The sequence below is a fragment of the Cellulosimicrobium sp. G4 BAM 1002 genome (assembly GCF_057126935.1).
In genome coordinates this window covers 4,215,429-4,240,387 of the sequence record NZ_CP182109.1, presented here as the reverse complement: position 1 = coordinate 4,240,387, position 24,959 = coordinate 4,215,429, and the positions used below count along the sequence as shown (strand labels likewise).

Sequence of the window (24,959 nt, the reverse complement as noted above, 5' to 3'; positions counted from 1 at the left end):
ACGAGGAGTGCACCCCATGGAACGACGAACCGGCCCTGGCGACACCCGTCGCACGGGCGCCAGGCGGCTCGTGGCCGCCGCGGTCGCGGGCCTCACCGCCGCGACGGTGTTCACCGTCGCACCGGCGACGGCTGCCCCCACCACCGCGACCCCCGTCGCGGCCACAGCCCCGACCGCGACCTCGCTCGCGTCCGCCGCGGACGCCACCGTCGCCGCCGCCCAGGTCCTCACCTGGACCGGCGACAACAGCGTGACCGACTACAAGACCTTCCCCGCGACCGCCGAGGCGGGCCCCGCGACGATCGTGTTCGAGAACAGCATCGCGACCGGCAGCACGTTCGGCATGAGCCACACGCTCACGTTCGACACGTCGACCCCGGGCTACAACCACGACGTGAACCTCAACATCCTCGCGAGCCCGTTCGACGCGAACGGTGGGCGCCACGAGGCGCAGGTGAACCTCACGCCCGGCAAGTACCGCTACTTCTGCGCGATCCCCGGGCACGGCGAGATGTGGGGCGAGCTCGTCGTCACCGACGGCGGCGGTGGGGACGACACGACCGCGCCCTCCGTGACCGCCCAGGTCACGGGCGAGCAGGACGGCGACGGCGCGTACGTCGGCGGCGCGACGGTCACGCTCGCCGCGACCGACGACGCCTCTGGTGTCGCGGGCGTCGAGTACGACCTCGACGGCGCGGGCTGGACGGCGTACGACGAGCCGTTCCTCGTCGACGCCGTCGGCGCGCACACGCTGCAGTTCCGCGCGACCGACGTCGCCGGCAACACGTCCGAGGCCCAGACGGCGACGTTCACCGTCGTCGAGGGCTCCGGCGAGGAGGACACGACCGCCCCGACGGTCGAGCCCATGCTCATGGGCGAGCAGGACGAGAACGGCGCCTACGTCGGCACCGCCTCGTTCATGCTGCACGCCGCGGACGAGGGGTCGGGCGTCGCGTCGGTCGAGTACCAGCTCGACGGCGGCGCGTGGCTGCCCTACACCACGACGGTGGCCTTCACCGAGCTCGGCGAGCACACCGTCTCCTACCGGGCGACCGACGTCGCGGGCAACGTGTCCGAGGTCGGTTCCGTGGCGTTCACCGTCGTCGCGGGCGGCGAGGACGACACGACCGCCCCGACCGTGGCCGCTGAGGTCACGGGGGAGCAGGACGACAACGGCGCGTTCGTCGGGTCCGCCACGGCGACGCTCACCGCGACGGACGACGCGTCCGGTGTGGAGAGCGTCGAGTACGACCTCGACGGCGCCGGCTGGGCCCCGTACACCGAGCCGCTCGTCGTCGACGAGCCCGGCGAGCACACGCTCGTCTACCGGGCCACCGACGTCGCGGGCAACGTGTCCGAGGAGACGGTCTCGACGTTCACCGTCGTCGCCGACGCCGGCGAGGACACGACCGCTCCGACCGTCACCAACGAGGTCAGCGGTACGCAGGACGAGACCGGCGCCTACGTCGGCTCCGCGTCCGTGCTGATCACGGCCACCGACGACGGCTCGGGCGTCGCGTCCGTCGAGTACGACCTCGACGGCGCGGGCTGGGCCCCGTACACCGGCGCCGTCGTGGTCGACGAGCCCGGCCAGCACACGCTCGCCTACCGCGCGACCGACGAGGCGGGCAACGTCTCCGAGGACGCGAGCGTCACGTTCGCCGTCGTCGAGGGCGACGGGAGCGACACCGTCGCCCCCACGGTGGCCCACCGCGTGATGGGCGGTGAGAAGAACGAGGCCGGGGAGTACCTCAGCAACGTCTTCGTCCGCCTGCACGCGACCGACGCCGACTCGGGCGTCGGGTCCGTCGAGTACCAGCTCGACGGCGGTGCGTGGACCCCGTACGCGACGCAGGTCTCGGTCCGTACCCCGGGCGAGCACACCGTCACCTACCGCGCGACGGACGTCGCGGGCAACGTGTCGGCACCGAAGAGCGTCACGTTCGTCATCGCGGGCGGCGAGGAGCCCGGTGACACCGAGGGTCCCGTGGTCACGGCAGGCGTGGGCGGCAGCCGCACGCGTGACGGCGACTTCGTCGCGAGCGCACGGGTCACCCTCACCGCGGTGGACGAGGAGTCGGGCGTCGACCGCATCGAGTTCCAGGCCGACGGCGGTGCGTGGCAGCGCTACGCGGCCCCGGTCGCGTTCGCGGCCGACGGCCAGCACGTCGTGCGCTACCGCGCGGTCGACGGGGTGGGCAACGTCTCGGCGACCGGCGAGGTCACGTTCACGGTCCTCCAGCTCGTCCGCGACCGCTGCGTGGGCTCCGACGTGCGGCCGACGGTCGTCATCGACGGCCACGACAGCACGGTGCAGAACTACGACGACGGCACCGGCTGCACGGTCAACGACCACGTCGCCGAGACCGACGAGTACGCGACGCACCGCGAGTTCGTCGACCACGTCAGCCTCGTCACCGAGGACCTCGTCCTCGACGGCGTGCTCGACGACACCGAGCGCGAGCTCGTCATCGAGGCGGCGCTGCTGTCCGACATCGGCCGCTGACGGATCGGTCGGCTGACGCCTGACCGAACCGACGTCCGACCGGCGACGGCCCGGTCCCGCTCCCTCCGGGGCGCGGGGCCGGGCCGTCGTCGTGCCGCCGCCCACCCGGGACGCGCCGAACACGACGTTGCTGTCGTTCTGGGCGCCATTCCGACAGCAAGGTCGTGCTCGACCGCGCGCAGGGTCGTGCTCGGCGGGTCACTCGCCGGGCGACAGTCGTCGACGGCGGCGCGGCTCAGGCCGGCGGTTCGCCGTAGACCGGGCGCGCGAACGCGAGCACGATCCCCACGCCCCCGCGCTCGGCGAGCCGGGCGCGGTCGTCCGGGTGGTCGAGGAGGTGGCGCAGGACGTGCGCGACTGCCTCGGCGTCGACGACGTCGACGGTGTCCGGCGACGGGCCGTGGAGCGGGCGACCCTGGAGCAGGTCCTCGCCCTCCGCGTGGCGGGCGCGGGCGCCGTCGTGCAGGTCGACCTGCAGCACCGGCCCGCGCTCGCCGGGCAGCGTGCGCACGGCCGCGACGTCGTCCCAGCGCACGACGACGCGCGTCGGCTCCGTCCCGACCGGCAGCTCGATCTCGTCCGGGCGGAGCACCACCGACTGCCGCACCGGGCTGCGGACGTAGATCACCAGGCCGACGCCGAAGCCCAGGACGGGGAGCGCGGCGACCGTCGCGGCGACCCCCTCCTCGGTCGCGATCATGGCGACGAGGAACCACACCGACCCGGCGAACAGTGCGAGCAGGATGGCGAGCACCGCGAGGAAGTCGGCGACCGGTGCGAGGCGCTCGCGACCGCGCACCGCCGTCCAGACCAGGGTGCGCCGGTGCGGGGGCCGGGGCTGACAGCTGCTGCTCACGGGCACAGTGTCCCGGATCAGTGTCCCGGATCAGCGCACGGTCATGCCCGCGCCCTTCACGCCGTCGAGCAGCGCGTCGAGCCCGAACGCCTCGACCGGACCCAGCGCGCCGACGTCCCGCACGCCCTCCTCGGCCGCACGCATCGCACCCCAGGCGAGGAACCGCGCCGTGAGGTCGTACGGGTCCGGGCCGTCGAGCCGGACGCGGCGCAGCAGCGCGCCGTCGGCGTCGCGCGCGTCGGCGAGCACGTGGCTGCGCGACCGCGCGCGCCGTGCGGCGTCCGGGCCACCGCTCGAGCCCGACGCGCGGGCCCCGACGAGGCGGCGGACCCCGGTGCCCAGCCCCGGGACCCGGAGCGCCCCGGCGAGGAGCGCCGTCGCCGCGGGCACGAGGCGCAGGGCCGGGCTGCGGACGCCGAGCACGACGTCGACGTCCCGCAGGCCCGGCGCGAGGACAGGCAGCGTGAACGGCTCCGTGCCGCCCGCGGAGATGCCGCGCACGCGCCCGCCGTCCGCTCCGTCCTCGAGGTCGAACATCACCGTCCGGGCGCCGAGCCGTTCCGTGCGCAGCCAGCCGTCGCGCAACGTGTAGGACGGTTCGAGCAGCGACGCCGTGGCCGTCGCCTGGGTGCCGCCGCTCGTGCCGCCCCCGCCGCTGCCGAAGTAGCCGATGCGCAGCCGGGTCGCCGCGTCGCCCGCGTCGCGCAGGGCGAGCGCGCCCGCGACGTTGCCGGGGACCCAGTCGTGGCCGAACGCGGTGAGCAGCGTCGTGCCCGCCTCGCGGGCGCGCGGGCCGTGGCGCTCGAACACCTCTCGGATGAACGCCGGCTCGCCCGTCGAGTCGAGGTAGACCGCGCCCGCGCCGATCGCCGCGTCGACCGCGGGTCCGCCGTGGCGCGCGAACGGCCCGACCGTCGAGACGAGCACGTCGCCGCGGTCCACGAGCGCCCGCACCGTGCGCGGCTCGTGGAGGTCGACCACCGCCGTCTCGGGCTCGGCCCACGAGCCGGAGGTGGCGCGCAGGTCGTCGGCGAGCGCGTCGAGCTTGTCGCGCGAGCGGGCGGCCAGGACCGGCCGGGCGCCGCGGCGGACGAGCTCGTGGGCCACGAGCGTCCCGGTGTACCCCGTCGCGCCGAGGAGGACGATGCGGCCGGTCATGCGACCGGTCGTGCGGCCGGTCGTGCGGTGGGTCGTGCGGCCGGTCGGGTGTTCGGTCGGGCAGCGTTCTGCACCAGGGTCTCCTCCGCTCGGTTCCGGTGAGCGTAGGTCGGCTGCGACTGACTCGCAGGGTGTCCGAGGTCCGGCGACCCGTGGCAGGGTGGCGGCATGACGACGCTCGCCCAGCTGCGCAAGGCCGCGCTCGCGCTGCCCGAGACCGAGGAGACCCCGCGTGCCGGGGGAGCGGGGTTCACCGTGCGCGCCACGACGTTCGCCTCGACGGCGGGCGAGGTGGTGCGGCTGCACCTCGCGGCCGACGACGTCGCGACCGTCCTCGCCGAGCACCCCACCGCCGAGCGCGTGACGCGCGGCGAGACGCTGCTCGGCGTGCGCGTGCCGCTCGCCGACATGAACGGTCAGCAGCTCAACCACTGGGTGCGCCGCGCATGGCTGCACCGGGCGCCGAAGCGCCTCGCCGCGCCCGTCGCGTCGGGGGACTCCGTCGAGCCCGGGCAGGCCGGGGACCTCCCGGCCGCGATCGGCCGGCCGGCCACGCGCGCGCTCGCCGGCGCGGGCCTCACGTCCTTGTCCGACGTCGCACGGCTGAGTGACAAGGAGCTCCTCGCCCTGCACGGGGTCGGCCCGCGCGCCGTCCGGATCATGCGGGAAGCGCTCGCGGGCTGAAGCGGGGTCCGCGGCCGCGCGGCATGCGCCGTCGACGTCGTGTCACCAGGGGCCCACGAGCGGGAGGAAGCGCTTCATCGCAGCGACGACGGTCCGTGCGTCCTCCAGGCCCTCACGTGCCTGGTCCGGAGTCACTGGTTGGCTGTCGAGGTCCGGATACTCGGAGTCGTGTCGGCGCAGGCGCAGCTCGCGGAACCTGCGGACGACGGTCCGACCGTCTCGCCCCAGCTGGGCTTCGAGGGCGTCCTGGACGACGCGGTGCCCGCCGCGAGACGTCGGGCGCAGGCCTTGGACCGCAAGGACGGCGACCATCGACTTGCGCGCGGCGTCGTACAGCATCGTGAAGGCGCCGGCCGGGTCGACGTCGACGACGAGGGCTGCCGTTCGCAGGTGCTGCTCGGCCTGCTCGACGAGCAGCGCCGCATGATCTGCTGACGGGTATACGGCTTGCAGCCGGCGTTGCTCGAGCGCTGCCACGACGACGGCCTCCCCGGTCGTCCACCGTCCTCGCGACTCAGGCATCCGCGGTTCCGGAGCCGCCGAGCACGTCCACGGTCGGACCGTCGAGCACGGTCTGCTTGAAGCTGCTCGTGTCGCGCGCCCACTCGTCGGCTCGGACGCGGCGGACGTTCACCTCCCGGTGCAAGCGGCGCTCGGCAGCCTCGACGGCGTCGTCGAGCTCGTCGCGGTCGGGGTCACCCACGACGAGGAGGTCGATGTCGGCGGGGACCGGGCCGGGCAGCTCGTGGTACCGAGCCGCCCACGACCCGTAGACGAAGGCTCGCGCGATGCCTTCCACGCCGCCCAGCGCGTCGCGCAGGACTGCGAGCGGACCGAAGGTCACCGCTAGGAGGCCGACGAGCGGGCCGTAGACGACCGACTCCGTGAGGACGTGGACGAGCCGTGTGTTGCCGCGCTTCGTCGTCTGCACCAGGCCGGCGTCCTCGAGGCGCGCGACCTCGCGGGTCACCGTCGGTGCCGAGGTGCCGACGGACTCGGCGATCTCCGAGATGCTCTGTGCACGGTCCGGGTCGAGCAGGACGTGCGCGAGGATGTCCCCCTGTGTTCGCGACCTCAGCAGGGGAAGCAGGAGCGGTGAGGCAGCTTTCATAAAACGGAGGCTAGTCGCTGCTTCATGAAAGTTCTAGGGTTCCCCGCCGGGGGCGACCTGGCCAGGTGAGGCATGGCGCTCCGAGGTGAAAACACTGCGCATGTCTTGCGCGTGTGCAATTACTGCACATAGAGTGACGTCATGACCACCGACGCCTCACGGCACCCCCGCCCTCGCCTCGACGCCGCGCGCGCGGCGCTCGACGAGGCGTCGGCCGCTGCGCCGGGCGACGCCGTCGAGCCGCTGTCACGGGCCCGGGCGCTGCTCGACGTCGCGCTCGACGAGGCCATGGCCGAGGCCCTGCTCGCCGGGTCGTCGATGCGATCCGTCGCCGAGGCTGCGGGCGTCGCGCCCAACACTGTGCCGCCCCGGATCGCGCGGACCCCGGCGCTCGCGGGCTATTCCGGCCCCGACGGCCGCGTCTCCGCCGAGGGCGTCACGCGCGCCCGCTACGACCGCGAGCGGGGGACCCCGCCGCCCGAGCCGACGACCGCCGTCGAACCGCTGCGGTTCCGCCGCCGCACCTGAGCACTCCCCGAACCGCCAGCCCGAGCAGCACGACGAAGGGAACCGCCATGCCCGACCAGACCCTCACCCACCTCGCCATGCTGCTCGACCGGTCCGGCTCGATGCAGTCCATCAAGCAGGCCACCGAGCAGGGCTTCGACCTGTTCCTCGCCGAGCAGCGCGAGGCGCCCGGCCGCTGCACGGTCACGCTCGCGCAGTTCGACAACGAGTACGAGGAGCTCTACACCGACCTCGACGTGCGCGAGGTCCCGCCGCTCGACCTGCGCCCGCGCGGCATGACGGCGCTGCTCGACTCCATCGGGCGCCTCGTGCAGACGACCGCGCTGCGCATCGCGCAGCTCCCCGAGGAGCAGCGGCCCGGCGCCGTGATCGTCGGGATCATGACCGACGGCCTCGAGAACGCCTCGGAGGAGTACACGCACGCCGCGATCAAGGCGCTCGTCACCGAGCGCGAGGAGCAGTTCGGCTGGACGTTCCTCTACATGGGCGCCAACCAGGACGCGATCGAGGTCGGCGCGTCGCTCGGCGTGAAGCGCGAGCGGTCGCTCACGTACGACCTGGGCAGCGTCGACGAGGCGTACGCCGCGACGTCGCGCAGCATGGCGGCGATGCGCGGCGCGGTGTTCGCGGGTGCCGCGCCTGCCGCGGCGCGCGAGCAGCACGCGGTGTACTCCGAGGCCGACCGCGCGGCGGCCGGTGGGTCCGGGCCGGCGCGTGCCGCCCGTGGTGCTGCCCCGTGGGCCGGCCCCGCGCCGACGCCGCCCGTCCGTGCGCCGCGCGGGACGAAGGACGACCCGTTCGACGAGCACGCTCTCCTGCAGCACCTGCGGTCGGTGCTCGCGTCGGGATCGCCGACGCTCGCGGACGTGGGCACGTTCGGCGGGCGCGCGGTCGTGTGGGCGACCGTGCGCGGCGTGCCGGTGTACCTCAACGCGGACTCGTCGCGCGCCGCGCTCCAGCAGCTCGTCGACGTGGCCGGCGACGGTCCGCTGCCGTGGAACGTCATCGCCAACCGCACGGGACAGCTCAACAAGGTGACCTTCCGGTCCGGCCAGCGCGTGCCGGGCTTCTACTGCTACACGAGCGAGGTCCAGCTGGCGGCCGGGCCGCTAGGAGGGGTTCCCGCCGCACGCTGAGTGCCCGACGGCGCGCGGCGGGTCGCGGAGAGCGGCCCGCCTCGCGCGGACTTCGATCGAGGAGAGACATGGACGAGCAGGACGAGCTCGTGGCGCGCGCGGAACTGGTCCGGACGAAGGGGCGCGGAAAGCTCCACATCCGCGGGTGCAGTCATCTGGCGGACACGAGCGGTCTCGTCGAGGCCGACGACCGCGACCGCGCCGAGCTGGACCTGTGCACCGAGTGCGACAAGGAGATCCACGGAGTCGGGCGCACGGAGTACGAGTCGCTCGACGACGCGTTCGAGGCATTGCAGTTCCCCGTCGAGAACCGACCGCTCATGCGAGACATCGCCGGACCGGTCACATTCACCAAGGTCTGGGCGCCGCAGTCGCGGTCGTACGTCGGGGTGGGGCACCTCGACGGCCGACCGGCCGCCGCCTACTTCAACCGGGGGTTCGTCGACGTCCGGCTCGAGGGGGGCGGCTACGAGCGACACGAGATGCCGACCTTCGTGCGAGCAGCGGGTGGTGCGGTGCGCGCGGGTGCCGCAGAGCGTCCGGCCGTCATGTGTCCGACGTGCTTCATGCAGCTGCCGGCGAACGGTGTCTGCGACGACTGCGCCTGACCGGGCGGAGCGCCCGGCTTGGTGGGCCGGCGAGCGAGGACAAGAACCGTGGAGCTGCGGGATCGCGTTGTGGATGCCCGAGGCCGCGCCGGTGAGCGCTCGGATAGCCTGCGCGTGTCTGACGCACAGGGGAGCGATCCTCGACGGAAGCAGGGGGCCTCGATGGATGATCCGCGCGGGATGGCTAAGGCGGCTCCGTTCAGGCGGCATGCACGGTGGATCGTGCCGTTGCTCCTGGCGCCGATCACCTTCTACGCGTGCGTCCTCGGGCTCTCGCACCTGAGCGAGCGCGAGAGCTTCGAGGGTTGGTGGATCCTCGCCGCCATGGCGCTGTTCGTCGGTCTCTTCGTCGCGCCGATAATGCTCGTCGTTGTGTCGATCGTGAAGGGCAGTGCCACCTACCGAGACCACCGTCGGAGCAAGGGCAGGTTCAACTCGTCCGAGGTCGCGGAAATACAGCGCCGAGACACGTCGGCCAAGGCGTGGAGCGATGCTCAACAACTTCATCGGCGGCTGCTCGAGCGTGAGGTTCCGCCGACGCTGGCGGTGTGGGACGTCGTCCGGTACCCGAACGAAGAGTTCTTCTGCGACGTGCCGATCCGCTATGCCCGGTACTACGGCATGGACGTCAGCTACACGCAGACCTCGGGCTTCTTCTACGGGCGGCCGTCCTTCGTGCTCACCGGCCTCGCCGTCACGGCTGTGTCGAACGCGGCGCAGCGCAACGCGGCCCAGAACATGGCGCGGGCTCAGTGGCGTGAGCACTGTGTCGCGCGGCTGGTGGTGAGCAACTTCCGGCTGCTCGTCCAGGTGGGCGGTCGATGGCTCTCGTTCGACTACGCAGCGATGACGGCAGTGTTTCCCGAGCCCGCGAGCTGGGGGCTCGTCTGCCAGTTCTCGTCCACTGAGCCCTTGCTCCTCACGGGCGACCACGCACCGTTCGCGGCGGTGATGACGCTCTATCGCACGCACGGCGAGGACGCGCTCCGGGAGCATCCGGGACTCGGACCGCTCGTGATCGAACGCTGATCACATTGCCTGTCAACACGCGACGTCGGCATTGAAGTTTGCGAGGACGGCCTCTCCTCTTGCCGCTATCGGCGCCCGTGCTCTGCCGGGACCCCGAACGCACCGAATCGCCACCACGAGTCCGACACGGCCTGATGCGCGGGCGCTGCGCTGCGAGTCTCGTCGTGCATCCGCGTGCTTCATTCGGTGACTAGGACCGACTCAGCGAGCACGACACCGCCAGTCTGTTCGACCGCATCCCTGTACGGATTTGAACTTCTCGTCTCGCGAGGAACCCCCTGAGCTCCTCAGCTCGAGGCCCACCAACCCCGGACCGAACTCGAACCATTGAAAAGCACCTCCCAGTTCGCAAACACCAATTCTTAAATCAGTCCGCACAACGGAAGGCGCCGCGATGAAAGGCGCAAGACTAATGGGCGCAGACCGGAGCCGAGTGCTCGCGGCCTACTCCTCGCGGTGTCGGTCGTTGAGTTTCAGGAGCCGACGCGTTCGGCGATAGCGGTCCCGTCGACGAACAAACTCTTGTCGGCGGTTAGGTCAATCGTTGAGGCCAGCACGCCGAGCGCGACCAGGTGCTCGCCGATGGACGTCAGGCCCTCGTCTCGCACCCAGGCCCGGCGCGGGTCGGGTACGCCTTCGTGGTTGAGGACGCGCTGGTGCTCGCTCGGACGGGCTTCGTCCAGATAGGCGACGACGTCGTCGTACGAGACCTCGCATGCTTCGGCTAGAGCATTCGCAGAGGTCCACTCCGCCCCCGTGAGCGCCGCGAGGGCCGCCTCAACCGCGGAGAGGTCGGGCGCACTGGCATCGCTCACTGCTGCGAGCGGACCCTCCCAGATCTCGATGGCGTCGTCAATCAAGCGACGAGAGCGCTGACGGATGTCGTCGGGGAGCCAGTCAGCGGACTCGGAGATTTCGGTGTTCAGGTGAAGCGTGCTTCCCGAGAGGATCTCCTGCTTGCGGTCTAGAAACGAGTTTGACAGCTTTTGGTTGAGGCTTGTGAGCGTGCAATTACCAATTGTATCCACCAGTTCCCGGTGGACGTGCTCGACGTCCTTGATGCCCGACTGGCGCAAATGCGTAGACCACTGCGCGTTGAGCTTCTGAGGCATGAAGTGTTCGAGAGTAAAGTTGGCTGAGGTCCAGTCGATGTAGCCGTCCTTGGCGCGATGCTCTTCGAGCCTTCGCAGCACGAAATACCGCTGCGTCACGCGTTGAAACGCGGCGAAGGGCGACGTCTCGGCCTTGTCGCGCAGTTCAGCGTCGCTTGGCCAGTACTTGCCGGGCTCCGAGAGGAAACGGTGGAGCGCGTCGGCAATTCCAGGTCCGCCAAACGACGCAATCTGGCCCACCAGCGTCGTGAAGATGCGGTTGAGGTTGTTGGTCGGCGTGCCAACGAGCATCCGTCGCACGAGAAACGATTCTACGAGAGCTAGGCATTGACGGAGGTCGACTTCGCTCAGTTCCCCGACCGCATGACGTACCAAGAGGTGATGGGTCAGTGGCTGATGGACATTCGAGCTCCACTCGGTCAAGCGGCGCAGAGGTATCGTGAGAAGGTTCTCCTCGTGGGGTGCCGTCGCAGCGAGAAATATCTTGTGTCGGCGATGCAAATCCTTTAGCGTCGCGGTGACTTCGGTCTCCGAGTGTTCGACGTCTTGCAAGATCTGCTGCCAGTGCTCATAGACAGCTTCGGTCTTTACCTGCTCAAGCCCGTTCCCGCGGCTCACGAGGTCGACCCACAGGAAGCGACCGAAGCTGCGCCCGAGTGCGTCCTCCATCGGACGCCAATAGGTATGATGGGCGTCTTCGTGGCTGTCCGGAAGCAACATAAAAAAATGGCTTCGCAGCTTGTCGACCTCGGAGAGGCCCACTCCCGTGCTGTTGAGCGTCTGAAAGATGCGGTGTGGGTTGTCGCCCTCGCCAACCTCGATCTTGACGACGAGTAGACCGTCGAGAATTGCCTGTCGAAGCTGACTGGCAGCGGCGGAGCCATGGACGTCGAGCAGGCGGCCTACCCTGTCTCGCATCCAGAGGTACGCGACATGAATTCGGCCAGTACCCCCCTCTCCTCCGTCGACGAGGAGGTCGCGCATCCCTTCGGCGTCAGCGGCCTTTGGCAGGATCTTCAGGCGGCCGTCGCCGCTCGCGTACTTGTTCCTTAGGATTTGTTCGTCGATCCCCTCCCTCAGGACAGCGGAGACGGTCGCGTCGCGTAGAGCGGCAAGAAGGATGACGATGGTTGTCAGCCGCTGCTGACCGTCGATGACGTCCCAACGCTTCGGCTGTTCATCAGAGGAGGCGGACGAGTCCGCCTGAGCGTTGATTACGAGGCTACCGAGGAAGTACGGGCTCAGTGAGTTTCCGTTCACGAGCGCATCGAACTGACGCTCCACGGGCCGCCAGAGTGCATTCCACTGCCCGGTCGACCACGCGTAGTCGCGCTGATACGCGGGCACCACGTACTGTTTGGTGCCTTCGAGGATCTCTCGCAACTTGTTCTCGGTGCCCTTGATGGTCTGCTCCTTCTCATGCGGCCGCGTCTCGACGGCCCAGCTTCACCGAGGTGGTCCAGCGCGTCAAGAGGGCAACGGGGTGAATTGGAGGCAGGGACGTACACGTTGACCCGTGGATTACCGCCTCCGCAGTACGCAGGTGCGCCAGTCTGCGGGCGGGCAGCGTCGTAAAATGGCGGATTGCTCGAACCGCTCTTGAGGTCGAGGGGCGCGCCGATCGTCATCACATTGGCGGGCGTCGGTCTTTACCGGGCGGATGAGCGTGTTTGAGGCGGCGCCGGTGCAGCGCTCGGCGAGGGGCTCTCGCAGGGGGCATGACGGGCAGGGAAGCGGCGTTTACGCGTCGCCGGACGCCGACTGCGTCACGACGACGGCGAGCTGCACGCGGTTCGTGACACCGAGCTTCGTGCTCGCCGCAGAGAGGTGAGTCTTCACGGTCGCTTCGCCGAGGAACAGCCGCTGCGCGATCTCGGGGTTGGACAGGCCCTGCGCGACGAGCCGCGCGACCTCGAGCTCGCGTTCCGTGAGCGTCGCGAGCTTCTCCGTCGCCTCGCGGCGTCCCACCGCACCAGGGGCTGCGCTGACCTGCGCCATCACCGTCCGCGCGGCTCGTGGCGACAGTGCGCCTTCGCCAGCAGCAACGGCGCGGACCGCCGACATGATCTCGTCTGGCGACGCGTCCTTGGCGAGGAAGCCTGAGGCGCCGGCGTGCACCGCGTCCAGGATGACCGACTCGGTGTCGAACGACGTCATGACGATGATTCCGGGAGGATCCGTGAGAGCCAGGACAGCCCGGGTTGCGACGACCCCGTCGACTCGCGGCATCCGCAGGTCCATGAGCACGACGTCCGGGTGATGGGCCTGGACCGCCGTCACCACCTCGTCGCCGTCGGACGCCTCGGCGACCACCTCGATGTCGTCCGGCCGAAGGATTACCCGCAGCAGCCGTCGCACCGTCGGGTCGTCGCCGACGACCAGCACCCTGATCACGCCTCGAACCTAGCGGCGTCCGCCCACGTCACCCGGCAGAAGACCCGTCATACCTCGGGAGGCAGCCAGCTGAGCACTCCGCGCAGCGCCCACGATCCCAGCGCCGCGCTCCACGGCCCGGCGAGCCGCGCGCCGGCGTCGCGCATCGCCGTCGCGACTGGGGACGTCGACCGGGACATCCCGGCCATCAGCGCCGACATCTTCATGACCTTCACGACGCGCGGCCGCCGCTCTGCGGACCACCGGCGCAGCGCCTGGGGCACGCTCGCAGCAGCGGATCCAGCACCGGCAACGGCACCCATCCGCACGCCCAGCACCACCGCGTCCTCGAGCGCCTGACACCCGCCCTGCCCGACGTTCGGCAGCATCGCGTGCGCCGCGTCCCCGACGAGCACGACGCGCCCCGTCGCGAGCGACGCCGGGGGAGCGGGCAGCTGCCGCAGCTCGTGGCACAGCACCTGAGCCGGGTCCACCGACGCGAGGAGCGACGGGATCGGCTCGTGCCAGTCCGCGAGCCGCTCGCGCAGCTCCGCGAACGACGCCGGCACCCCGGCCGCGTCCGCGACGGACACGTAGGAGTACACGCGCCCGTCGGCGAGCGGCACGATCCCCACGACGATCCCGCGCCCCCAGGTCTCGCTCCCGACGACACCCACGGGCGCGGGCGCGACGAGCCGCCACGCCGTCGAACCGCCCGAAACCGGCTTCGGCGCCTCGGGCCACCAGCGCGCACGCGTCGGTGAGTCGATGCCGTCCGCCGCGACGACGAGTGCCACCTCCATCTCCTCGCCCCCTCGCGAGGAGTGGGCGACGTCCCGCACCCGCACGCGTGCGGGTCGCCCCGCGTCGCCGGGGTCCACGACGGCGGCGTCCACGCCGAGCCGCAGCGCGCCGTCGGGCAGGGCGTCGGCGAGCATGCCGACGAGCTGCGCGCGGTGCAGGACGAGGGTCTGGTCGTCGCCGAACCGGGCGCTCGCCTCGTCGGCGTTCGCGCGCACGAGCCACCGCCCGTCCGGTCGCCGGAGCCCGACCTCGCCCTGCAGCCCGGCGAGGTCGCGCAGCCGGTCGCCGAGCCCGAGGGCGACGAGGGCTCGCACCGCGTTGGGCGCGACGGCGATCCCGGCACCCACGGGCTCGAGCGACGGCGCGCGCTCCAGCACCGTGACGTCCCACCCTGCGCGCGAGAGCGCGACGCCCGACGCGAGCCCTCCGATCCCGCCGCCCACGACGACCGCCCGCCCGCTCATCGACCGCTCCCACTGGATGTGTCCACGGTCGCGACGCTACCGGGACGGGTGCGGACGCGGTGTCCCCGGGGAGGGGGTAATCACGCGATGAGGGTACGTGTTCAGTCTTGCGGGAAGTTGTTGACTTGTGTGGAGTGGGCCGAGACACTAGGGAGCCCCGAGGTCGACGTCGTCCGGGGTTCTTGCCCCCTCACCGCCGAGAGGACACCCACCCATGAAGCCACCCCTGTCACCACTGCGGTCGCGTGCCACCGCTGTCACGAGCGCGCTGCTCGCGCTCGGGCTGACGGTCGCCGGATCCGCTGCCGCGACCGCGGCGCCCGCGACGTCGGCATCCGCGACCGCCGCGCCCGCGAGCCCAGCAGCGGCCGACCCTGCACCGACGATCTCCCCGGTCGTCGACGAGAACTTCCCCGACCCGGACATCCTGCTCGTCGACGGCGTCTACCACGCCTACGCGACGAACCACGAGGGCCAGAACGTGCAGCACCGCACGTCGACGGACCTCGTGTCGTGGAGCGACCCGACCGACGTCGCCCCGGACCTCGGCGCCTGGGTGAGCGAGACGTGCACGTTCTCCCCGGGCGGCGCGACGGACCGCTGCGTCTGGGCGCCGGAGGTCGCCGAGGTCGAGCGCGGCTACGCGCTCTACTACACGGCCCGCGACGCGACGACCCCGCGCCAGTGCATCGGCGTCGCGCTGTCCGACACCCCGGAGGGCCCATTCGAGCCCGTCGGTGACGACCCGTTCGTCTGCCCCAACGGCGAGGACGGCACGCAGGACATGGGTGGCGCGATCGACGCCGGCACGTTCCGCGACGGCGACCAGCTCTACCTGCTGTGGAAGGCCGACGGGAACTGCTGCACCGGCATGACGGCGATCATCTTCGCGCAGCCGCTCTCGTCCGACGGCACCACGCTCACCGGCCCGCCCGTCGAGCTCATCCGCGTGGACAAGGCCTTCGAGGGCCGCGTCGTCGAGGCGCCGACGATCGTCCAGCGCGACGGCACCTACTACCTCTTCTACTCGGCGAACGACTTCTACGGCGGTGCCTACCGCACGGCGTACGCGACGGCGTCGAGCCTCGCCGGCCCGTGGACCAAGGCCACGACCGAGCTCCTCACGAGCGACCGCTTCCAGGGCGACGTGCGCGGCCCGGGCGGGCAGGACATCGTCACCGCGCCCGACGGGAGCGACGCGATCGTCTTCCACGGCTGGAACACGGCCTTCACGTACCGCGCGATGTACGTCGCGGACCTCGAGTGGACGGCCGACGGCGTCCCGTTCGTCCCGCAGGCCTCCGACCGCTACCAGGCGGAGGAGGGCGTTGTGGCCAACGCGCGCGTCGTGCCCGACGGCGGCGCGTCCGGCGGGGCGAAGGTCGGCGGCCTGGACTTCGCCGACTCGTCCGTGACGGTCGAGGTGCACGCCGACGAGGCCGGCCCCGCTCTGCTGGGCATCCGGTTCGCGAACGGCTCCCAGGACGGGTCGACGCGCGTCCCGTCCACGGGCACGCTGGCCGTCAACGGCCAGGACGCGGAGACCGTCGTCTTCCCGCACACCACGTGGGGCAACTGGCAGACGTCCGAGCACCTGGTCGACCTCGTCGCGGGCACCAACACGATCACGCTGACCCGCGCGACGTTCTTCACCGAGCTCGACGCGTTCGACGTCTACCCGGCGACGCGCGACCCGCGGCCGATCGCGCCGCCCGTGATCCCGTCCGACGCGACGCGGTACGAGTTCGAGGACGGCGTCATCACGCGCGGCTCGGTCGGGACCGCGGCGGGCGCGTCCGGCGGGGAGAAGGTGGGCGGGCTCGACTTCCTCGACAGCTCGGTCGCGCTCCAGGTCTTCGCCGAGGACGCCGGGCCGTACGCGCTCGGGGTCCGGTTCGCCAACGGGTCCGAGCGCGGCGGCTACACGCTGGCCTCGTCGAGCACCGTCACGGTGAACGGCGAGGACGCCGGCGTCGTCAGCTTCCCGCACACCACGTGGGGGAACTGGCAGTCGGTGGTGCACGAGGTCGAGCTCCAGGAGGGCTGGAACACCGTCGCGCTGACCAAGCTCACCTGGTACACCGAGCTCGACGCGCTCGACGTCTACCCGGCCGAGGTGCCGCCCGTCGACCCGCAGGTCACGGTCACGGCCCAGCCGCGCTGCCTCGGCGGCACCCCGTATCTCGCGGTGCGCGCGGCGAACGACGGCGACGAGACGGTCGCGATCGCCCTGCGGACCGAGCACGGCGAGCGGTCGTTCGCCCAGGTCGAGCCCGGCAAGAACGCCTACCAGTCGTTCAAGGTGCGCGGTGGCGCGCTCGAGGCGGGCGAGGCGCTCGTCGTCGTCACGGACGTCGCCGGCACGACGACGGAGGTGACGGCCGCGTACGACGCGCTCAACTGCGCGTGACGTAGGCCGGAAACGACTCGTGGCGCCGCCCGGCCGATGGGCGGCGCCACGAGTCGCTCGACGGACCGGGCGACGAGGGGACCGCTCGGACAGTACGGTCCCAGCATGGCCATCGTCCTGGGGATCGTCGTCGTCGCAGCGGGCGCCTGGATGGTGATCGCTCCCGGCTCCCACGCGTTCCGCCGGGGTCGTCCTTGGCGGCGTTGGCAGCGCGACAAGGACGGGCGGCCGAGCCGGGCCTACCTGCTGCTGCTGCGCGCGTGGGGAGCCGTCCTCGTCCTCGTCGGTCTGGTCATCATCGTGGTGCCGCTGCTCTCCGACAGCAGCGAAGGCGCGGGCGAGGCGTCGGCAGCCGGAGTGCGGCTCTCAAGCGATGCGGCACACCGGTGCGATGGCGCTGCGCAGGACGGAATCCACGCCCTCACCGCGAGCAGCCATGGTCACGCGACATGGAACCGTGATCGATCGAGGTAGAACCCTGGTCGGCCGAGGTAGAACCCTGGTGGCGCGAGGTAGAACCCTGGTCGAGGACCAGGGTTCTACCTCGCGGTCCCGGCAGAGACCGATGGCCAGTCCCACGCGGGTCAGTCGTCGAGGTTGTCGGTGACGAGGCGGGAGCGGGCCTCGTAGACCTGGAGCGGGTCGGCGGTGGTCGCGGTGTTCGCGGTGCCGGTGACGTCGGTCCAGGTCGGGGTGCCGGTGATGCGGAACTGGCCGGTCCACGTGGTGGTGAGCGTGATGTTGACGGCGTCGGCGGGTTGGTCGTAGGTGTGCGCGACGGTCTCGTGCGGGTACGCCGCACCCGGGTCGGTGGTGACGAGGGGATCGGTGCCGTCGCCGTAGTCCCAGGTGTAGGTGTCCGGGACGGCGCGTATCTGGACCGGGATGCCGAGCAGGGTCGTGTCCAGGATCTGCTCGCCGGGTTCGGTGTAGGTGATGGTGGGGACGTTGACCAGCGTCCACCCGTCCGGGGGCTGCACCACGATCGGTGACGGCGTGAGGGTCAACGTGGCGAGAGCGCGTTCGGCCTCGGCGGCAAGGTCGGCGGGCGTGACACAGGACTGGTCGGCGACGGGGTCACCGGTGGCCGACCAGTCGCCGGGGGTGCCGTCGGCACCGATCTCGCGGGTCTGGCGGTACAGGGCGCCGAGGTAGTACGAGTTGGCGTCGCACTCAAGGTTCTCAGCTTGGAGTCGTTCCCAGTCAGCGCATCGTCCGGACAGGTCAGAAGTCGGGTCGTCGAGCCCATGGAATAACGAGCACGTCGTCTGCTCGGCCCGAAAGTACCTCTCAGTCGCAGGCCCATCATCGGCGCCGGTCTCGACGGACACGCCTCCGATGGTGCGTTGCCAGATCTCGAGAGTGACGTTCTGATCGCGCGCGTGGCTGTCCTGTCCAAAGCCAGGGGACGTCGCCTGCTGGGCGGTAGCCAACGGTGGTGTCGCTTCGTGGAGAGCTGATGCCGCGGCCGGGCCAGTCAGAATGAACATGGCGACGATGACGGGTGCGAAGCTCATAGCAAGGCGAGGTCGGGCCACGTCAGGCTCCCGTCTCGGGCGTCGGCGCAACCTCGACGACGACCCATGCGCCTGTGTTGCGTCCAACCTCGACGCGGAATGTCGACTCACTCCGAGGGACGTCTTCCACGACGGCCCCGTCCTTGCCGACGATGGAGATCGCCTCTTGAATCGATCTGACATCCATCGGGTAGATCCCGGTCTCGGCGTCGCGTCCGTAGGAGTCAAGGATTTCGACCGAGGTCCCACCGCCCGAGAACGCCGCATTGTTCTCGCTCAGCCATGACGCGCTTGCTAGCGCGTCGGAGCAGTAGCCGCACTCGGCATGGGACATGGCTACCCAATCCGCCGTGTCGCTTGTTGTCATGACGTACGGGTAGAGCTCGAGAAAGTACTCCGCCGCGGCGGCGGCGCCCTCGGCGTCGTCGCGGTCCATCGCCGCCGGACGCTTGGGCTTCACCGGGCCGGACTCGGTCGGCTCCGGTTCGGGTGTCTCGGTCGGCGACGGCGACTCCGGTTCTTCGACCGACGGCGACGGGTCGGGTTCGGCGCCGCCGGTGCAGCCGGCGACCACCAGCCCCACGGCGACGACGGCACCTACGGCGACCGACCGCCGTCGGGCACGGGCATGGGACAGCACACGGGCGGGACGACTCACGGGACCCCCTGCAGGTCGATGACGAGCGACAGCGGACCGCGGGTGTCACCGGCGCCGTCGCACGAACTGCCCCAGAACCTAGCGAAGCGACCCCGCTCGACGGAACCTCTCGTCCCGTTCTGTGGACAACCCGGTCCGACATGTCCAGGAGGCGGCGTCTCGTCTACCCCGGTGACGGGCGCGATGCGGGCAGGTGAACGTTCCCGGAAGGCTGGATCGGCTCCCGGACAAATACGCCTATAAGCCCCACTCCTACTTCCTATGCTCCGAGTGGCTGCGGCGCGGAGGAGCGACCTTCGGAGCTTCCCCGACAACGCGCGGCCGACCACTTCATCCCCGGACGAGCGGACTGCGCTGTGACCACCGTCGTGACCCCGAGGGCGCCGGGCGCCGCGGGTGCTCCACCCCGCGAGGACGCCCCACCCCCGGCCCACCAGGCGCTGCACCGCAGCCGCCGCGCCGCACGCACCAGGCGCCGCAACCTGCTGTGGGCCCTGCTCCTCGCGGGCCCGAACCTCGTGCTGCTGCTCGTGTTCGTGTACCGCCCGCTGCTGCAGAGCTTCTACCTCTCGACGCTGCAGTGGAACCTCGGTTCTCCGGTCGCGCGCCAGGTCGGGTTCGGCAACTACGTCGAGTGGTTCACCGCGCCGACGACGGGCCGGATCGTCATGACGACGCTCGTCTTCACGCTCGCGACCGTCGGCGGCGCGATGGTCCTCGGCCTGGCCCTCGCGCTGCTGCTCAACCGCAAGCTCCGCGGCCGCGGGGTCGCCCGCACGGTCGCGTTCGCGCCGTACGTGCTGTCGGGCTTCGCGGTCGGCATCCTGTGGCTGTTCATGTTCGACCCCCGCTACGGGCTGGTCCAGGAGCTGCTCGGCTGGGTCGGCGTCGCGTCGCCGCAGTGGTACACCGAGCGCCCGTGGCCGCTCGTCATGATCGTCGTGGTCTACCTGTGGAAGAACCTCGGGTACGTCGCGCTCATCTACCTGGCGGGCCTGCAGTCGGTCCCGCAGGACCTGCGGGACGCGGCCGCGATCGACGGCGCGTCGCCGGCGCGGACCCTGCGCTCGATCGTGCTGCCCCTGCTCACGCCGACGACGTTCTTCCTCGTCGTGACGATGCTCCTCGCGTCGCTGCAGTCGTTCGACATCATCAAGGCGATGACCCAGGGCGGGCCGCTCGGGTCCACCACGACGCTCATGTACTCGATCTACGAGGAGAGCTTCGTCAACGGCCGCGCCGGGTACGCGTCGGCGGTCGCCACGGTCCTCTTCCTCGTCCTGCTCGCGGTCACGGCCGTGCAGATGCGCTTCGTCCAGCGGAAGGTCCACTACGCATGAGCGCCGTCGCGCCCACCACGACCGGGCGCCCCGACACCGCGCCCGCCACGCCGGCCGCCCTCGCCCGGGGTCCGCGTTCCGGCGGCCCACGCGCCGTCGGCGGTCCCCGTGCCCGACGGCGCAGGCTCCAGCCCGGCGGGTACCTCGCCCTGGTCCTCGCGACCGTCGTGCTCGGCGCGCCGCTCCTGTGGATGGTGCTCGCGAGCCTGAAGACGCCCGCGGAGCTCTACACGGTCCCGCTGCAGTGGCTCCCGGGCAGCCTGAACCTCGACAACTACGCCCAGGCCGCGGACTCGATCCCGCTCGGGCGGCTGCTGGCGAACAGCGTCGGGATCACCGTCGTCGGCGCGGGGCTCAAGGTCGCGCTCGGTCTGACGTGCGCCTACGCGCTGGTGTTCCTCGACTTCCCGTTCAAGAAGGTCGTGTTCGGGCTCGTCATCGCGACGCTCATGATCCCGCCGCAGATCACGATCATCCCCAACTACACGCTCGTCGCGAGCCTCGGGTGGCTCAACACCTATCAGGGCATCCTCGTGCCGGGCCTGGCGAGCGCGTTCGGGACCTTCCTGTTCCGCCAGCACTTCCTCACCCTCCCGCGCTCCATCCTCGAGGCCGCCGAGCTCGACGGCGCGGGCCACTGGCGCAGGCTCTGGCGGTTCGTCGTGCCGATGAGCACGCCGACGCTCGCGGCGGTCGCGCTCGTGTCCGTCGTGACGGAGTGGAACGACTACCTGTGGCCGTTCCTCGTCATCGACCGCCCGGACAAGATGACGCTCCCCGTCGGCCTGACCCTGCTGCAGAACACCGACGGCATGACGAACTGGGGCGTGCTGCTCGCCGCGACGGTCGTCGTCACGCTGCCGATCCTCGTCGTCTTCCTCGTCCTGCAGCGCCGCCTCGTCGCCGGCCTCACGGCCGGTGCGGTCACGGGCTGACCCAGCCCGGCGTCGTCGCGCACCCCGGCGCTCGCCCCCAGACTCCCCGGCCCGCCTCGCGCGGCCGGGTTCCCCGAAGCGCACCGAGACCCGGTGCACGACCTGAAGGAGCACCTGTGTCCCCTGTGTCTCACCGCCTCACCGCACCCGTCGGACGGCCCGCGCGCCGCCGTCGGGCCCGCGCCGCCGCCACCGCCCTGACCGCGGTCGCCGCGCTCACGATCACCGCGTGCGCCGGCCCGAGCGTCGCCGGTGCCGACGGCGCCGGCACCGCGGGCGACGAGGAGACGGCGGAGGCCGTCGACTGGTCGACCGTCGAGCCCGCGTCCGAGATCACCTGGTGGAGCAACCACCCGGGCACGTCCCAGGAGATCGAGCAGGAGCTCATCGACCGCTTCGAGGAGGAGTCCGGCATCTCGGTCGAGCTCGTCACGGCCGGCGCGAACTACGACGAGGTCGCCCAGCGCTTCCAGGCCGCGTCGCAGACCGACGAGCTGCCCGACGTCGTCATCGCGTCCGACGTGTGGTGGTTCCGCTACCACCTCAACGACCAGATCATGCCGCTCGACGAGGTCCTCGAGTTCGTCGAGGCCGACGCCGACGACTACCAGCCCGCGCTCTACGCGGACTACGAGTACGAGGACCAGCACTGGGCCGTGCCCTACGCGCGCTCGACGCCGCTGTTCTACTACAACAAGGACCTGTGGACGGCGGCCGGTCTGCCCGACCGCGGCCCGGAGACGTGGGACGAGCTCGAGCAGTGGGACGCGTCCCTCAAGCCGCTCGTGCCGGCGAACGGCTCGACGTTCGGCCTGTCCACCGGCCCGTCGTGGGGCGCGTGGTGGTTCGAGAACATGATCTGGGGCCAGGGCGGGGCGTACTCCGACGGCTTCGAACTCACGCTCGACAGCGAGGAGTCGCTCGCGGGCGGCCAGTTCCTCCACGACCTGTTCCACGAGAAGGGCGTCGCGACGCTCTCCGCCGACGACGCGATGGTCGACTTCTCGTCGGGCCTCATCGCCTCGACGATCGGCTCGACCGGCTCGCTCAAGGGTGCGCTCGACGCCGCCACGTTCGAGGTCGGCACGGCCTACCTGCCCGACGGCCCCGCGGGCGGCGGCACCCCGACCGGTGGCACGGGTCTCGCGATCCCGTCGTCCAAGTCGCCCGAGGAGCAGCTCGCCGCGGCGATGTTCCTCGCGTTCCTCACGAACACCGAGAACACGGCGTACTTCTCGCAGAACACCGGCTACATGCCCGTGCGCACGTCGGCCGTCGAGTCCGACACCATGAAGGCGATCTACGAGGCGACGCCGCAGTTCCGCACCGCCGTCGACCAGCTCGCCGACAAGGCCCGCATCCAGGACGACGTCCGCGTGTTCGTCCCCGGCGCCGACGCGCTGCTCAACGAGGCGATCGAGCAGATCGTCATCGAGGGCGTCGACCCCGCGACGGCGTTCGAGTCGGTCACGCCGCGCATCGAGACGGCGTACACCGAGAACGTGGAGCCGTACCTGTGACCGGCGCACGGCCGCGGGTGATCGCGCACCGCGGCAACAGCTCGGTCGCGCCGCAGAACACGCTCGCCGCGTTCGAGGCGGCGTGGCGCGCCGGCGCCGACGCGATCGAGCTCGACGTGCAGCTCACGGCCGACGGCGAGGTCGTCGTCATCCACGACGACACCGTCGACGCGACGACGTCGGGCAGCGGGACCGTCGCGCGCCTCGACCGGGCGGCGGTCCGGGCCCTCGACGCGGGGTCGTGGTTCTCGCCCGCGTTCGCGGGGCAGCGCGTCCCGACGTTCGCCGAGGTGATCGGCCTGCTCGAGCGGCGGCCGGGCATCGAGCTGCTGCTCGAGCTCAAGGGCTCGTGGACCGTCGAGCAGGTGCGGCGCGTGACCGGGCCGCTGCGGTTCGCGGGCCTCACGGACCGCGTCCTCGGGCAGAGCTTCTGGCCCGAGACCGTCGCCGCCCTGCGCGACGCCGACCCCGGCCTGCGCCGAGGGCTCCTGGTCGCCTCGCTCGACGACGACGTGCTCGCCTGGGCCGACAAGCTCGACGTCGTCACGTGCAACCCGATCGGCACGCTGCTCCTCGAGGACCCAGGACTCGTCCACCGCCTCCACGACGACGGCCGCGAGGTCTCGGTGTGGACGCTCAACGAGCCCGAGCACTGGGCGGCCGCGGCAGCCCTGGGCGTCGACGGCATCATCACCGACCGCCCGGACCGCCTCGCGGGGTGGCTCGCCGCCCGGGGCGTCTGACCGCATCGGGGTCACTGCTCGCCGCCGAACCCGGGGTTGCGCGTCACGACGGCCGTCGTCTGACGTGAAACCCCGGGTTCGGCGTGTTCTGGGCCTCAGCGCGTGACGATCGTCGTCACGACGTCGGTCACGGCCGGGCGCCGCGGCGTCGACCCGAACCCGAACCGCACGGTCGGGTCGACGTCGCGCAGGTCACCGAGGGGCTCGCCGTCCCACGCCGTGCGCGCGGCCACGATCGCGCGCACGTCCGTCGCGCCGTAGTGCTCGACGCGCCCCGGCCCCGCGCTGCCGCGCGTCCGGACACCGCGCAGCAGCACCCGCGCGACCGGGTCGGTGAGCGCGGTGGCGTGGCGCGACGTCGTGAGGCGCCGTGGCAGCACGCGCAGCACCCGGCCCAGGGCGGTCCGGCGCCCGACGACGACCGTCGCCTCGAGCGGCCCGGCCACGACCCGCCAGGCGCTGGCCCCGGCGAGCGAGTACCCCCGTCTGCCGAGGTAGAACCCTGGTCTGCCGAAGTAGAACCCTGGTCGCGCGAGGTAGAACCGTGGTTGGTCGAGGTAGAACTCTGGTCGGTCGAGCTCCGTCTCCGGATCGAGGTCCGTGACCGCTACGGGACAGACCTCGACGCGGTCGAAGCGGTACGTCGCTCCGACGAGGTCCGCGACCTGGCGCGACGGCGCGAGCAGGAGCCGCTCGCCGTCGGGCCGCTCGACCATGACGTCGGAGAACGCGCCGAACGGCGACGCGTCCCAGCGGCCGACGACGACACGCGTCCCCGACGCGGTGCCCCAACCGGCGATGCGGCCACGGAAGCGGAGCACGCTCGACATCCGCGCAGCGTAGGCCGGACCCGGCCGGCTCGCGCCCGACGAGCGAGCCGCAGCCTGAGGCGAGACGCTCGGGGGAGGCGGCGACCGCCGTCGTACAGCAGGAGGTGTGACCCGTGCCGAAGACCACGCGCGACGGCGACGCGAAGCAGTCCGAGATCCCGAGCACGCTGCAGCGCTCCGACGAGAAGGCGCAGCGCACCTTCGCCAAGGCGTACGACGCCGCGATGGAGCAGTACGGCTCGGACCAGCGCGCGCGACGCGTGGCGTTCGCGGCGCTCAAGCACACGCACGAGAAGATCGGCGACCACTGGGAGCCCAAGGACGAGCCCGGCCCGTCGGACGCACGCGCCGAGGAAGGTGGGCTCGACTCGAGCTCCGACACCGCGGGCGGCGTCGACGCCAACGCGAGCAAGGAGCACCTGCTCGACGTCGCACGCCGGCTCGACGTCGACGGCCGGTCGTCGATGTCGAAGGACGAGCTCGTCGACGCGATCCAGCGCGCCAACGACCGCGAGACCCGCCGCGCGCGCGGCGACTGACCGCCGTCGGGCACGACCACGGTTCTACCTCGCGGGACCATAGCTCTACCTGGGCGGACCAGGGTTCTACCTCGCGAGGTAGAACCGTGGTCGTTCGA

Annotated in this window: 23 protein-coding genes; 13 read left to right on the top strand and 10 right to left on the bottom strand. The window is 71.3% G+C overall.

Annotation, left to right across the window (positions count from 1 at the left end; genetic code table 11):
- Nucleotides 1-16: 16 nt before the first annotated feature.
- Nucleotides 17-2,506 carry an OmpL47-type beta-barrel domain-containing protein gene (locus ACMXGY_RS18915; RefSeq protein ID WP_483774507.1) on the top strand — a complete coding sequence of 830 codons (2,490 nt, stop codon included), beginning with the start codon at nucleotides 17-19 and terminating at the stop codon, nucleotides 2,504-2,506.
- 235 nt (nucleotides 2,507-2,741) lie between these two features.
- Here the strand turns inward: ACMXGY_RS18915 and ACMXGY_RS18910 are convergent, their stop codons facing one another.
- Nucleotides 2,742-3,362, bottom strand: a complete 621-nt coding sequence (locus ACMXGY_RS18910; RefSeq protein WP_483774506.1) for a hypothetical protein — start codon at nucleotides 3,360-3,362, stop codon at nucleotides 2,742-2,744.
- 30 nt (nucleotides 3,363-3,392) lie between these two features.
- Nucleotides 3,393-4,520 (bottom strand): saccharopine dehydrogenase family protein, encoded by a 1,128-nt coding sequence (locus tag ACMXGY_RS18905; protein ID WP_483774505.1) that lies wholly within the window; start codon nucleotides 4,518-4,520, stop codon nucleotides 3,393-3,395.
- Nucleotides 4,521-4,688: 168 nt separating this feature from the next.
- Here ACMXGY_RS18905 and ACMXGY_RS18900 point away from each other — a divergent pair, with 168 nt between their 5' ends.
- Nucleotides 4,689-5,204, top strand: a complete 516-nt coding sequence (locus tag ACMXGY_RS18900; protein ID WP_483774504.1) for a hypothetical protein — start codon at nucleotides 4,689-4,691, stop codon at nucleotides 5,202-5,204.
- Nucleotides 5,205-5,246: 42 nt separating this feature from the next.
- Here ACMXGY_RS18900 and ACMXGY_RS18895 read toward each other — a convergent pair whose 3' ends face one another.
- Nucleotides 5,247-5,726, bottom strand: coding sequence for a HEPN domain-containing protein (locus ACMXGY_RS18895; RefSeq protein WP_483774503.1), 480 nt, complete (start codon nucleotides 5,724-5,726; stop codon nucleotides 5,247-5,249).
- Nucleotides 5,719-6,315: a MarR family transcriptional regulator gene (locus tag ACMXGY_RS18890; protein WP_483774502.1), complete on the bottom strand. Its 597-nt coding sequence runs from the start codon at nucleotides 6,313-6,315 to the stop codon at nucleotides 5,719-5,721. The genes ACMXGY_RS18895 and ACMXGY_RS18890 overlap by 8 nt, the downstream gene beginning before the upstream one ends.
- A 141-nt stretch (nucleotides 6,316-6,456) precedes the next feature.
- On the opposite strand from ACMXGY_RS18890, the gene ACMXGY_RS18885 reads away from it, so the two are divergent.
- From ACMXGY_RS18885 to ACMXGY_RS18870, 4 genes are all read left to right on the top strand, one after another.
- A complete protein-coding gene (locus ACMXGY_RS18885; RefSeq protein WP_483774501.1) occupies nucleotides 6,457-6,843 on the top strand; it encodes a hypothetical protein in 387 nt (128 codons plus the stop codon).
- 47 nt (nucleotides 6,844-6,890) lie between these two features.
- Nucleotides 6,891-7,979 (top strand): hypothetical protein, encoded by a 1,089-nt coding sequence (locus tag ACMXGY_RS18880; protein WP_483774500.1) that lies wholly within the window; start codon nucleotides 6,891-6,893, stop codon nucleotides 7,977-7,979.
- A gap of 68 nt (nucleotides 7,980-8,047) precedes the next feature.
- Complete coding sequence (locus ACMXGY_RS18875; RefSeq protein WP_483774499.1) at nucleotides 8,048-8,587, top strand: hypothetical protein; 540 nt, start codon at nucleotides 8,048-8,050, stop codon at nucleotides 8,585-8,587.
- Nucleotides 8,588-8,635: 48 nt separating this feature from the next.
- A complete protein-coding gene (locus ACMXGY_RS18870; RefSeq protein WP_483774498.1) occupies nucleotides 8,636-9,616 on the top strand; it encodes a hypothetical protein in 981 nt (326 codons plus the stop codon).
- Between the two features lie 473 nt (nucleotides 9,617-10,089).
- On the opposite strand, the gene ACMXGY_RS18865 is transcribed toward ACMXGY_RS18870, so the two are convergent.
- From ACMXGY_RS18865 to ACMXGY_RS18855, 3 genes are all read right to left on the bottom strand, one after another.
- Nucleotides 10,090-12,111: a DUF262 domain-containing protein gene (locus tag ACMXGY_RS18865; protein ID WP_483774497.1), complete on the bottom strand. Its 2,022-nt coding sequence runs from the start codon at nucleotides 12,109-12,111 to the stop codon at nucleotides 10,090-10,092.
- 357 nt (nucleotides 12,112-12,468) lie between these two features.
- Entirely contained in the window at nucleotides 12,469-13,122 is a 654-nt protein-coding gene (locus ACMXGY_RS18860; protein WP_483774496.1) for a response regulator, read from the bottom strand.
- A gap of 47 nt (nucleotides 13,123-13,169) precedes the next feature.
- Complete coding sequence (locus tag ACMXGY_RS18855; RefSeq protein ID WP_483774495.1) at nucleotides 13,170-14,369, bottom strand: FAD-dependent monooxygenase; 1,200 nt, start codon at nucleotides 14,367-14,369, stop codon at nucleotides 13,170-13,172.
- Nucleotides 14,370-14,583: 214 nt separating this feature from the next.
- Here ACMXGY_RS18855 and ACMXGY_RS18850 point away from each other — a divergent pair, with 214 nt between their 5' ends.
- Together ACMXGY_RS18850 and ACMXGY_RS18845 are read left to right on the top strand one after the other, a co-directional pair.
- Nucleotides 14,584-16,779, top strand: coding sequence for a family 43 glycosylhydrolase (locus ACMXGY_RS18850; protein ID WP_483774494.1), 2,196 nt, complete (start codon nucleotides 14,584-14,586; stop codon nucleotides 16,777-16,779).
- Nucleotides 16,780-16,884: 105 nt separating this feature from the next.
- Entirely contained in the window at nucleotides 16,885-17,253 is a 369-nt protein-coding gene (locus tag ACMXGY_RS18845) for a DUF6199 family natural product biosynthesis protein (protein WP_483774493.1), read from the top strand.
- Between the two features lie 110 nt (nucleotides 17,254-17,363).
- Here ACMXGY_RS18845 and ACMXGY_RS18840 read toward each other — a convergent pair whose 3' ends face one another.
- Both ACMXGY_RS18840 and ACMXGY_RS18835 read right to left on the bottom strand, forming a co-directional pair.
- Nucleotides 17,364-18,296: a hypothetical protein gene (locus tag ACMXGY_RS18840; protein ID WP_483774492.1), complete on the bottom strand. Its 933-nt coding sequence runs from the start codon at nucleotides 18,294-18,296 to the stop codon at nucleotides 17,364-17,366.
- A gap of 22 nt (nucleotides 18,297-18,318) precedes the next feature.
- On the bottom strand, nucleotides 18,319-18,879 hold the full coding sequence (locus ACMXGY_RS18835; protein ID WP_483774491.1) for a DUF6318 family protein: 561 nt from the start codon (nucleotides 18,877-18,879) through the stop codon (nucleotides 18,319-18,321).
- A 431-nt stretch (nucleotides 18,880-19,310) separates the two neighbouring features.
- Here ACMXGY_RS18835 and ACMXGY_RS18830 point away from each other — a divergent pair, with 431 nt between their 5' ends.
- The 4 genes from ACMXGY_RS18830 (at nucleotide 19,311) to ACMXGY_RS18815 (ending at nucleotide 23,492) form a co-directional block, all read left to right on the top strand.
- A complete protein-coding gene (locus tag ACMXGY_RS18830; protein WP_483774490.1) occupies nucleotides 19,311-20,294 on the top strand; it encodes a carbohydrate ABC transporter permease in 984 nt (327 codons plus the stop codon).
- Nucleotides 20,291-21,229: a carbohydrate ABC transporter permease gene (locus tag ACMXGY_RS18825; RefSeq protein ID WP_483774489.1), complete on the top strand. Its 939-nt coding sequence runs from the start codon at nucleotides 20,291-20,293 to the stop codon at nucleotides 21,227-21,229. The genes ACMXGY_RS18830 and ACMXGY_RS18825 overlap by 4 nt, the downstream gene beginning before the upstream one ends.
- A 116-nt stretch (nucleotides 21,230-21,345) precedes the next feature.
- Entirely contained in the window at nucleotides 21,346-22,749 is a 1,404-nt protein-coding gene (locus tag ACMXGY_RS18820; protein WP_483774488.1) for an ABC transporter substrate-binding protein, read from the top strand.
- Nucleotides 22,746-23,492, top strand: a complete 747-nt coding sequence (locus ACMXGY_RS18815; RefSeq protein ID WP_483774487.1) for a glycerophosphodiester phosphodiesterase — start codon at nucleotides 22,746-22,748, stop codon at nucleotides 23,490-23,492. Before ACMXGY_RS18820 ends, ACMXGY_RS18815 begins: the two co-directional genes overlap by 4 nt.
- A gap of 95 nt (nucleotides 23,493-23,587) precedes the next feature.
- Here ACMXGY_RS18815 and ACMXGY_RS18810 read toward each other — a convergent pair whose 3' ends face one another.
- Nucleotides 23,588-24,322, bottom strand: coding sequence for a hypothetical protein (locus ACMXGY_RS18810; protein ID WP_483774486.1), 735 nt, complete (start codon nucleotides 24,320-24,322; stop codon nucleotides 23,588-23,590).
- A gap of 113 nt (nucleotides 24,323-24,435) precedes the next feature.
- Here ACMXGY_RS18810 and ACMXGY_RS18805 point away from each other — a divergent pair, with 113 nt between their 5' ends.
- Entirely contained in the window at nucleotides 24,436-24,861 is a 426-nt protein-coding gene (locus ACMXGY_RS18805; protein ID WP_483774485.1) for a ChaB family protein, read from the top strand.
- Nucleotides 24,862-24,959 lie beyond the last annotated feature (98 nt).